11 protein-coding genes, 1 pseudogene and 2 riboswitches (1 of these 14 running past the window's edge) are annotated in these 10,040 nt (G+C 34.8%); of the genes and pseudogenes, 10 read left to right on the top strand and 2 right to left on the bottom strand.

The window, feature by feature from the left end; genetic code table 11:
• A riboswitch (FMN riboswitch) is annotated at positions 1-81 on the top strand; it begins 157 nt to the left of the window's first position.
• A 145-nt stretch (positions 82-226) separates the two neighbouring features.
• Positions 227-362: riboswitch (FMN riboswitch) on the top strand.
• A 120-nt stretch (positions 363-482) separates the two neighbouring features.
• From ribE to ribH, 3 genes and pseudogenes are all read left to right on the top strand, one after another.
• On the top strand, positions 483-1,121 hold the full coding sequence (gene ribE / locus H9636_RS17415; protein WP_191708834.1) for a riboflavin synthase: 639 nt from the start codon (positions 483-485) through the stop codon (positions 1,119-1,121).
• 23 nt (positions 1,122-1,144) lie between these two features.
• Positions 1,145-1,735 (top strand): annotated as a pseudogene (ribB, locus tag H9636_RS17410) (3,4-dihydroxy-2-butanone-4-phosphate synthase); the annotation flags it as partial.
• 70 nt (positions 1,736-1,805) lie between these two features.
• Positions 1,806-2,273, top strand: coding sequence for a 6,7-dimethyl-8-ribityllumazine synthase (ribH, locus tag H9636_RS17405; RefSeq protein ID WP_122971943.1), 468 nt, complete (start codon positions 1,806-1,808; stop codon positions 2,271-2,273).
• 68 nt (positions 2,274-2,341) lie between these two features.
• Here the strand turns inward: ribH and H9636_RS17400 are convergent, their stop codons facing one another.
• Positions 2,342-3,133: a polysaccharide deacetylase family protein gene (locus tag H9636_RS17400; RefSeq protein ID WP_191708837.1), complete on the bottom strand. Its 792-nt coding sequence runs from the start codon at positions 3,131-3,133 to the stop codon at positions 2,342-2,344.
• A 157-nt stretch (positions 3,134-3,290) separates the two neighbouring features.
• Here H9636_RS17400 and recX point away from each other — a divergent pair, with 157 nt between their 5' ends.
• From recX to H9636_RS17385, 3 genes are read left to right on the top strand one after another with little or no spacing between them, the layout of a single operon-like run.
• Positions 3,291-4,100, top strand: a complete 810-nt coding sequence (gene recX, locus H9636_RS17395; protein WP_191708832.1) for a recombination regulator RecX — start codon at positions 3,291-3,293, stop codon at positions 4,098-4,100.
• The gene (locus H9636_RS17390; RefSeq protein ID WP_191708831.1) at positions 4,093-4,422 is read left to right on the top strand and encodes a YfhH family protein; all 330 of its coding nucleotides are present in this window, start codon (positions 4,093-4,095) and stop codon (positions 4,420-4,422) included. The genes recX and H9636_RS17390 overlap by 8 nt, the downstream gene beginning before the upstream one ends.
• Before the next feature lies 1 nt (position 4,423).
• Positions 4,424-4,699, top strand: coding sequence for a YfhJ family protein (locus H9636_RS17385; RefSeq protein WP_191708830.1), 276 nt, complete (start codon positions 4,424-4,426; stop codon positions 4,697-4,699).
• A 42-nt stretch (positions 4,700-4,741) separates the two neighbouring features.
• Here the strand turns inward: H9636_RS17385 and H9636_RS17380 are convergent, their stop codons facing one another.
• The gene (locus H9636_RS17380) at positions 4,742-5,728 is read right to left on the bottom strand and encodes a metal-dependent hydrolase (RefSeq protein WP_191708829.1); all 987 of its coding nucleotides are present in this window, start codon (positions 5,726-5,728) and stop codon (positions 4,742-4,744) included.
• 130 nt (positions 5,729-5,858) lie between these two features.
• Here H9636_RS17380 and mutY point away from each other — a divergent pair, with 130 nt between their 5' ends.
• From mutY to H9636_RS17360, 4 genes are all read left to right on the top strand, one after another.
• Positions 5,859-6,911: an A/G-specific adenine glycosylase gene (gene mutY, locus H9636_RS17375; RefSeq protein WP_191708828.1), complete on the top strand. Its 1,053-nt coding sequence runs from the start codon at positions 5,859-5,861 to the stop codon at positions 6,909-6,911.
• A 70-nt stretch (positions 6,912-6,981) separates the two neighbouring features.
• On the top strand, positions 6,982-7,164 hold the full coding sequence (locus H9636_RS17370) for a hypothetical protein (RefSeq protein WP_191708827.1): 183 nt from the start codon (positions 6,982-6,984) through the stop codon (positions 7,162-7,164).
• A gap of 356 nt (positions 7,165-7,520) precedes the next feature.
• Positions 7,521-8,069, top strand: a complete 549-nt coding sequence (ntdP, locus tag H9636_RS17365; protein WP_122971950.1) for a nucleoside tri-diphosphate phosphatase — start codon at positions 7,521-7,523, stop codon at positions 8,067-8,069.
• 150 nt (positions 8,070-8,219) lie between these two features.
• Positions 8,220-9,965 carry an ABC transporter ATP-binding protein gene (locus tag H9636_RS17360; RefSeq protein ID WP_318241047.1) on the top strand — a complete coding sequence of 582 codons (1,746 nt, stop codon included), beginning with the start codon at positions 8,220-8,222 and terminating at the stop codon, positions 9,963-9,965.
• Positions 9,966-10,040 lie beyond the last annotated feature (75 nt).

Here is a 10,040-nt window from a genome sequence, read left to right as displayed (position 1 = left end):
TAAGCCCGTGAGCTCAAGCTTTGAGCAGGATTTGGTGCGAATCCAAAGCCGACAGTATAGTCTGGATGGGAGAAGGAACTATTAGAGATGTACCATTAAATTTGTTAATTTTAATGGTTTATTTGCTATAGTATTTTTTCTTTTTCAATCCCGATTCATTTTTGAACGGGATTTTTTATTTAATATTTTAAAAAAACTTAATACATTACGCTTAAGTGATATCTTAAGCATCCTTCGGGGTCGGGTGAAATTCCCAATCGACGGTGATGAAGTAAAACTTCTAAGCCCGTGAGCTCAAGCTTTGAGCAGGATTTGGTGCGAATCCAAAGCCGACAGTATAGTCTGGATGGGAGAAGGATGAATTTTGGCACTTTTTGAAAATTGATTTCAAAAGGTTTATTTCGTTACGCCATTTTTAAATACTCCCAACTCCTTAGGACATTTTCTAAGGGGTTTTTTATTTTTAGAAAGAGGTGAGTAGATTGTTTACAGGCATAATTGAAGATAAGGGAAAAGTAGTAAGGATTCAAAAAGATATCGATAGTAGTCAATTGACTATCGTTACACCCAAAATTGTGTCTGATGCAAAACTGGGTGATAGCATTGCGGTCAATGGTGTATGTCTAACGATTACAAACTTAACAAGTGAAGAAATGACTGTAGATGTCATGCCGGAAACGGTAAAGGCAACAACGATTCATACGTTAAAACTAGGGGATATTGTTAATTTAGAGCGGGCAATGAGTGCCAATGGTCGTTTTGGAGGTCATATTGTTTCGGGGCATGTAGACGGTGTAGGCACGATAAAAAGCAAGAGACCAGTTTCAAACGCAGTTTACATCGATATTGAAGTTCCTAAAGAACTTATTGAAAACTGTATACCAAAAGGTTCGATTACAATCGATGGGACAAGTTTAACGCTATTTCAAGTAACTAGTAACAGTGTGACAATTTCCCTTATTCCTCACACTTATTCTGAGACGATTTTAGGGATGAAAAGTGTAGGGGACAAAGTAAATATTGAAACAGATATGTTAGGGAAATACGTTTTACATCATTTAAGAAAAACGGATAATACATCCAATATTTCAATGGAATTTTTAAAACAAAACGGATTTTAACTATAAAAACGGTGGTGGAGAAGATGATCAATACAATCGAAGAAGCTTTAGAAGACTTAAAAAAAGGAAAGCCGATTATTGTTGTGGACGATGAAAATCGTGAAAATGAAGGAGATTTAGTCATTCTAGCTGAATTTGCCACACCGGAAAATATTAATTTTATGGCGACATTTGGTCGAGGGTTAATTTGTACTCCGATTACGGAAGAATTAGCCAACAACCTAGAATTACTTCCGATGGTTGAACATAATACGGATAATCATCAAACGGCTTTTACAGTTAGTATCGATCATATGGAAACAACAACAGGTATTAGTGCCTATGAACGATCCTTTACGATTTTACAAATGATTAAAGAAAACGCAAAGCCGGCACATTTTAGACGCCCGGGTCACGTATTTCCGTTAATCGCAAAAACGAACGGTGTACTTGAAAGAAGAGGGCATACCGAAGCGGCTATTGATTTGGCAAGAGCTTGTGGTAGTGTACCAGCAGGAGTTATTTGTGAAATCATGGCTGATGATGGAATGATGTTACGCTTGGACGGTTTGAAAGATTTCGCAAATATTCATCGATTAAAAATTATAACGATTGAAGATTTAGTTCGATTTCGTTCAAAACAAAAAATTGGATAATTCCAATTCAAATTTAATGACAATTAATTTATAAGAGGAGATTAGAACAATGGGAAAACGATTTGAAGCACAATTAATAGGAACAGATTTAAAAATAGGGATTGTTGTAGGGCGTTTTAACGAATTTATTACAACAAAGTTATTAGATGGAGCCCTTGATGGACTTAGACGACATGGAGTAGATGAAGAAAATATTGATGTGGCATGGGTGCCTGGTGCCTTTGAAGTACCATTTATCGCAAAACAAATGGTTGAAACAGGTAACTATGATGCAGTAATTGGATTAGGTACAGTCATTCGTGGAGCAACGACTCATTATGATTATGTTAATAACGAAGCAGCAAAAGGAATTGCAAGCGTATCTTTAAATTCAAATGTGCCAGTCATCTTCGGTATCGTAACTACGGAAAATATCGAACAAGCAATTGAACGTGCGGGTACAAAAGCGGGTAATAAAGGATATGATTCTGCCGTTTCTGCCATAGAAATGGCTAACTTGAAAAAAATGTTTAAATAATGAATAGAATGAAATGCATTTAACAAAATAAGTGCCAACACATATATTTCGTGTTGGCACTTATTTTATTATTCAAATACGGATTCCATTACTAAATCGTCAAGGGATCCGAAAGTATAGCCTTGTTTTTTCGCATCTTTTATAAATTTAGGAAGGGCATCGGCATTGTGCTTTGCCACAGTGTGCAATAATATCAATGCTCCTGGATGCAATTGATTCATCAGTTCATCGTAAGCATATTCCCATCCTACATTCGAATCTGCATGCCAGTCAACAAATGCTGTGTCCCAAAACATATGCGTATAGCCGTTTTTATTTCCAACTTCTAAAACTCTTTCATTAAAGATCCCTTTTGGAGGGCGTACATAATGGGTACGTTTAATCCCGGCAACTTCATTTAATTTTGAATCAAACTTTTTCCATTCTTTCACAAGCTCTTCGTCTGATAACTTGGACATATCTGGGTGACCATAGGAATGATTTCCGATAATATGGCCATCCTTAATCATTCTTTTTACTAAATCCGTTGCACTTGTTAAATAATGCCCGGTTAAGAAAAAGGTTGCAGGTACATTTTCTTCCTTTAACGTATCTAAAATACTTTCTGTATATCCATTTTCAAAGCCGTTATCAAAGGTTAAATAAATGACTTTTTTGTTTGGATCTCCTCTATAAAATGCACCATATTTTTTAGAAATTGAATCGAATTTAGCCCCAACATCTCCAGGCTTTCCATCTTTAGATTTAGTAAAACCCCAGTGATAGGCATTTGCATTTGCAACATCTGGTACAACGAAACTAAAAGCAAGGAAAAAGGCAATGGAGAATAATATTAAACCAAAAATGGGATGTTTCCGCATAATCATTTTAGCCTCCTTTCTGCTTATATTGTGCGAAAACTGTTCCTTTATGCCACTAGATATACGTTTAAATTTGAATTGAAAAGGATTGTCAAATTAACGGAAATGAAACGAACTAAAAAAAATTGTATACTTAATGCATAGAGGGAGTGTTTGTATGCAAGTCATATCGAAAATTAGCAGACAGAAAAACAATCCAGAACGATACAATATCTATTTAAATGAAGTTTATGCCTTTGCCGTTGATGAATCGACCCTTATTAAGTTTGGCTTAACAAAGGGAAAAATACTCGAACAATTTGATATCGATGAAATTACATATGAAGATGAAATAGCGAAGGCATTTAATCGAGGCTTAAATTTTTTAAGTTTTCAAATGCGTAGTGAATTTGAAGTGAAAAAGAAATTGTTAGATGCAGGCTTTGGAGAAGCTGTCGTATTAGAAGCGATTCGTAAGTTGGAAAAACTAGGTTTTTTAAATGATGAAACTTATTCGAAAGCTTTATTAGAAACAAAAAAGAAAACGGCTAAAAAGGGACCAAGAGCTATAAAACAAGACTTAATAAAGAAGGGCATTGATAAAGAAACCCAAAGCAAAGTACTTGAATCCTTTACTTATGAAGAACAAGTAAAAATTGCGATGGAGCTGGCAGAAAAAGCGGTTCGTTCAAATAGTCATAAAACACCGATACAAATAAAACAAAAAGTGCAAGATCTTTTAATGCGTAAAGGTTATTCCTTTTCTGTTGTAAACGAAATACTTGACCAAATTCGTTTAGAGAGAGAAGATGATGATTGGCAACATTTGATTGAACTCCAAGGAGACAAACTTTGGAAAAAGTACGCTACTAAGTTAACTGGTAATGATTTACGAATGAAAACAAAACAAGCCTTATATCAGAAAGGTTTTCCAATAGAAGTGATTGATCGGTATTTAGATGAAAAGGAGCAGGAAGTAAATGGATGAGAAAAATTATGCGGAAATGACAGAACAAGAATTAAGAGAAGAAATTGCCAACTTAAAGGAAAAGGCAAGAAAAGCAGAACAGTTAGGTATTGTAAACGAATATGCTGTATATGAAAGAAAAGCTACAATGGCGGCGGCTTATTTAATCGATCCAAAAACGATTGTACCGGGCGAAATGTATCGTATTGACGGTGCTCCTGGGGAGTTTTTTAAAGTGGAATATTTAAAAGGGCGATTTGCTTGGGGTTACCGTTTAGGAGGTAATCGTTATGAAGAAGCATTACCGATTTCAATTCTTTTACCAATGAAAGTAGGGAAGTAAAATGAATGTTAATCAATCGATTGATAAATTAACCCAAATTTTAGCTAGTAAAAATCCGAATTTATCCGTTAACAAGGCAAAAACATGGATTGAATTGCTTTGGTCTGATTTTGAATCGACTTATGCAAAAGCGGGATATGATTACCGAGGAATGGAATATACAGAAAAGATCGTTCAACAATGGATTGAAAGTTACGGAGATAAAATTCATGAGTTTGCCGGGAGAAATCCGAAGTATGCTCATTTGTTAGATGAAAGTGATGAAATGCTTCAATAAATAAGAGAGGAGTTGTCCTAATATAGGACAACTCCTCATTATTTAATTACTTGAACCGATTTGCAGCTTACGTTGTAGTTTATCTTCACTATAAATCCAACCAGTATAGGAATTGACCACGTTCAAATCATCATCCACATGTGCAACAGCAACAAAAGGATAACGGTCATTACTGCGATAACGTAAATCAATTAAACGAACTTCCGTTAAGCCGCATTCTAGTTCAGAAATTTCCCAACGATATAAGGGAGAGAAAGAAATAAACGCAGCTAAGTTTGAATCCTCGATAGCTTTATTTACAATCGGTGTTTTCGGAAGTGGATGGATTTCAAATTTATCATAAATGTTTATTTTTTTACCGTAAGCTCGGCCAACATAATAATGGGTTTTTGATTTTGCAGCTACCCGCCAATTAAAAAAACGCATTGTTGGAGCTACAATAACGTAGTCTTCATCCGGAATCGCATCATGAACAGCCTTTTTAACAGCTGCTTGTAAAATGAATCGAATAATGTAGTAAACGAAGATAATCGTATACATGACAGTGAAAGTGATGACAGGATCGAACCAAAAAGCCCATAATAAAATACCAATACAATGTAATCCGAAAATAATCGGGTCAAACGTGTTGATGACACCAAGTGCAACCCATTTCTTTGAGAAGGGACGAAGGGCTTGAGTCCCATAAGCATTGAAAATATCAACGAAAACATGTAAAAAAACAGCTAGGAAAGTCCAGAGCCATAAATGGAGTACATTGGCGTCTTGGAAAATAATCGATAAAACGGCCGTAATCGCGATGGGCCATAAAAGGACTGCTGGGATAGAATGGGTAATCCCACGATGATGTCGAATGTAAATCGCATTATTTCGAAGTTTTAATACAGTATCAACATCGGGAACTTGTGAACCGATGACGGTACCGGCCATAACAGCAACAAATGTTAGATTATTCTCTGCTACAACTGGGTCTACTAAAGCTAAGCCGCCTAATGCAACTCCCATTACTAAATGTGTGCCAGAATCCAAAGTATCAACTCCTTGTATATGGGCACATTCCCTATATACTTGTTGGTTATTATTTTGAGTTACATGCATCTTAATAGAAGTATTATACCCTAATTATAAAATTTAAAATCGGAATTCGTCGGAGGTTATCGTGAATTATCAATATAAAAAAGAATTTCGACATCATTTAGTCGATTGGTTTAATAGAGAAAAAAGAGATTTACCATGGAGACGTACATCGGATCCATATAAAATTTGGGTTTCCGAAGTTATGCTTCAACAAACAAGGGTGGACACAGTTATTCCTTATTACAATCGTTTTTTAGAAAAATACCCTACAATGCAGTCACTTGCCTATGCTCCGCAAGAAGAACTGTTAAAGATGTGGGAAGGGTTAGGGTATTATTCGAGAGCTAGAAACTTACAAGCTGGCGTCAAAGAAGTTGTCGAGAAATATAACGCCGTTGTACCAGACAATCGACATGATCTTTCAAAGTTAAAAGGAATCGGACCATACACTGCTGGTGCTATTTTGAGTATCGCCTATAATAAACCAGAACATGCGGTTGATGGTAATGTGATGCGTGTTTTAAGCCGTGTATTACATATAGAAGATGATATAGCCCTACCTAAAACGAGAAAAGTTTTTGAAGAAGCAGTCGATATGTTAATTGATGAAGAACACCCAGGTGATTTTAATCAAGCCATCATGGATTTAGGAGCAATGATTTGTACGCCAACTTCACCAAAATGTTTACTTTGTCCGGTACGTGACTATTGTATTGCGTTTCATGAAGGTGATACAGAACAGTTGCCTTTAAAATCAAAAAAAACTAAGACAAAAAAAGTCAAATATGAAGTATATGTAGCGGTTGATGAACAAGGAAATTACTTATTAGAAAAGCGCCCAAGTGAAGGATTATTAGCGAATATGTGGCAATTCCCGATGATAGAACTAACAAAGGATGTTGCAAAAGACACTTTTGAAAAACAATATAACGTTCATATAAAAAAGTATGTAAATAAAGATTTATTGAAATTTAAGCATATATTTTCTCATTTAACATGGGAGATGGAATGCATCCTCGTTCAAGTTAAGCAATTGGAGCATTTACCGGATAATGTTCACTTTTATTCCATAGAAAAAATAAAGGAATTGCCAATGCCTGTAATGATGCTGAAAATTTTGAATGTTCTGAATTAACTTATTTTTTAACTTCCGCATAATCTCAATCACATCAGTCCACAATAATTAGCACGGAGGTGAGTTTGAGATGGCGAAGAAAAACAACAATAACAACAATAACAACAACAACAACTTCAACAACAATGAAGAATTTGGTGTTGACCAAGACTTCCAACAAGCACGTCAACAAAACCAAAAACAAAATCAACAAAACAACCAACGCAATAACAACAACAATAACAACAATAATAACAACAACAACGAATTTTAATTAGGCTGCTTTAGACAAGTGTGAATATCTCAATTCACTTTTAGGTATAGACAAATTTATTTGTCTATACCTTAATTTTTTATTAAAAATTCTTTCCAATCTAATTTTTACCAAATTCTTTGAAAAATATGTTCTTCTAACTACAAGTTTTTAATATCCATTGTTATAATATAAAGAAATAACTGCTAGATGTTGATTTTTTTTCATTTAGTGGGTGTAAAATATACCCGCTGAATCAAGATGGATTCATTCACAGAGTTTGAAATGATTAATCGATACCGTTTAAGGTCATATCAAATCCTGGACATATTTTCAACATGAGGAAATTGATACATAGACGAAAAGGTGGGCTTTAAATGACAATACCTACAGAAGGAGAAACGATTCAAATACATAGTTACAAACACAATGGTCGAATCCACCGTGTCTGGCAAGAAACGATGGTTTTAAAAGGAACGAAAAATATCTTTATCGGTGCCAATGAACGTACGCTTGTGACTGAATCGGATGGACGAACATGGCTAACTAGAGAGCCCTCTATTTGTTATTTTCATGCAGAACATTGGTTTAATATAATTTGTATGTTACGTGAAGATGGTGTGTATTATTATTGTAATATGAGTTCTCCTTATGTTTTTGATAATAATGCTATAAAATATATCGACTATGATCTAGATATTAAAGTTTTCCCTGATATGTCTTATACACTTTTAGACGAAGATGAATACGAGCAGCACAAAAAGGAAATGGGTTATCCAGAAGTGATTGATAAAATTTTAAAACGAAATGTCAATAAACTAATCAGCTGGATAAAACAAAAAAGAGGTCCCTTTGCGCCAGATTTTATTGAAGTTTGGACGAATCGATATTTATTTAATAAAGAAATGCAATCAAATGAAAAATAATAGTGGAAAAGTCTACTAGAAGAATCAGTAGGCTTTTTTTATGTATTTACTGGTAAATTAGAGTATAGTGTTATTCGTGTGCCCAAAATGGGACAACTTTTAATTAGGACGATTTAAGTTTGTTTGTTGATAAAGGGAAGTGAATGGAAATTGGGTAGTATTAAACGATATATGAGATTTGTAAAGCCTTATAGATGGGAAATTTTATTAACTATTTTTATTGGTATATTAAAATTTGCCATTCCGTTGTTCATTCCAATTTTAATCAAAATTGTAATAGACAATATTATTAATGCACCAAATTTAACAAATGGGGAAAAAATTGAACAACTGAGTTATTGGTTAGGTGGTACTGTCATTTTATTCTTTATAATTCGCCCACCAATTGAGTACTACCGTCAATATTTCGCTCAACATGTTGGGAACAAAGTATTGTTCGATATACGACAAGAATTATTTGGTCATTTACAAAAGTTAAGTTTAAAGTATTATGCTAATACCCGTGCAGGTGAAGTAATTTCCCGTGTCATTAATGATGTAGAACAGACGAAAAACTTCATTATGATTGGATTAATGAATTTATGGTTAGATGTTGCAACGATTCTTATTGCCATAGGGATCATGCTTGCGATGGACGTAAAACTAACATTAGTTTCAATTATTGCATTACCGCTATTTGCGATTAGTGTAAAATACTTCTTCGGTAAGCTTAGGGATTTAACGCGGAAACGATCCCAAGCTTTAGCACATGTTCAAAGTTATTTACATGAAAGAGTAAGCGGCATTAGTATTATTAAAAGTTTCACATTAGAGAAACATGAACAAAAAATTTTCGATGCAGAAAATGGAGAGTTTTTAAATCGTGCTTTAGATCATACAAAATGGAATGCCAAATCCTTTGCGGTAGTAAATACGATTACCGATATCGCCCCTTTATTAGTAATTGCATATGCTGGTTATCGAGTCATTCAAGGAGATCTTTCCGTCGGAACAATGGCAGCGTTTTACGCCTATATTGAACGATTATACAGTCCGTTAAGACGTCTCGTAAATTCATCTACAACTTTAACTCAATCTATTGCTTCGATGGATCGAATGTTTGAACTAATGGATGAGGAATATGACGTTCAAGATAGACGAAATGCTGTTGACCTCGATACTGTAAAGGGACAAGTTTCCTTTGAAAATGTGAATTTCCAATATGAACAAGACGGACAAATGATATTAAAAAATGTTCATTTTCATATTAAACCCGGAGAAACAGCAGCTTTTGTTGGGATGAGTGGGGGAGGAAAATCAACGATCGTCAGTTTAATTCCTCGTTTTTACGATGTAACAGATGGAGCGGTTAAAATCGATGGTGTGAACGTGACGGATGTATCGATTCATTCGTTACGCTCTCAAATTGGGATTGTTTTGCAAGATAATATTTTGTTTAGTGATTCGGTAAAACAAAATATTCTAATGGGTAAACCGGATGCAACCGATGAAGAAGTCATTGCAGCTGCTAAAGCAGCCAATGCCCATGATTTTATTATGTCATTACCAGAAGGCTATGAAACAAAAGTAGGGGAGCGCGGTGTGAAACTGTCAGGTGGTCAGAAACAACGGGTTGCAATTGCTCGTGTATTCCTTAAAAATCCTCCGATATTAGTATTGGATGAAGCAACGTCTGCTTTGGATTTAGAAAGTGAAGCTTTAATTCAAGATTCATTAGATCGACTGGCAAATGATCGAACGACGATTATCATCGCCCACAGATTATCGACAATTACCCATGCAGATAAAATTTTCGTTATAGACCATGGTGAATTAGTAGAAGAAGGAAACCATGAGTCTCTGATGGAAAAACAAGGTGTTTACTATGATTTATTCCAAATTCAAAAATTAGACTAAAAAAATAATGCGACAAAAAAATGCCTAACAAGTCAACGTTCGACTCGTTAGGTGTTTTTTTATTTTTGCAAAAAT

The organism is Ureibacillus galli, assembly GCF_014836845.1.
Classification (GTDB): Bacteria; Bacillota; Bacilli; order Bacillales_A; family Planococcaceae; genus Ureibacillus; species Ureibacillus galli.
This window is presented reverse-complemented; position numbering and strand designations above follow the sequence as displayed.

Coding starts and splice junctions, on each gene's coding strand:
- ribH (WP_122971943.1), top strand. CDS start 1,806: ATGGGAAAACGATTTGAAGCACAATTAATAGGAACAGATTTAAAAATA.
- H9636_RS17400 (WP_191708837.1), bottom strand. CDS start 3,133: ATGCGGAAACATCCCATTTTTGGTTTAATATTATTCTCCATTGCCTTT.
- recX (WP_191708832.1), top strand. CDS start 3,291: ATGCAAGTCATATCGAAAATTAGCAGACAGAAAAACAATCCAGAACGA.
- H9636_RS17390 (WP_191708831.1), top strand. CDS start 4,093: ATGGATGAGAAAAATTATGCGGAAATGACAGAACAAGAATTAAGAGAA.
- H9636_RS17385 (WP_191708830.1), top strand. CDS start 4,424: ATGAATGTTAATCAATCGATTGATAAATTAACCCAAATTTTAGCTAGT.
- H9636_RS17370 (WP_191708827.1), top strand. CDS start 6,982: ATGGCGAAGAAAAACAACAATAACAACAATAACAACAACAACAACTTC.
- ntdP (WP_122971950.1), top strand. CDS start 7,521: ATGACAATACCTACAGAAGGAGAAACGATTCAAATACATAGTTACAAA.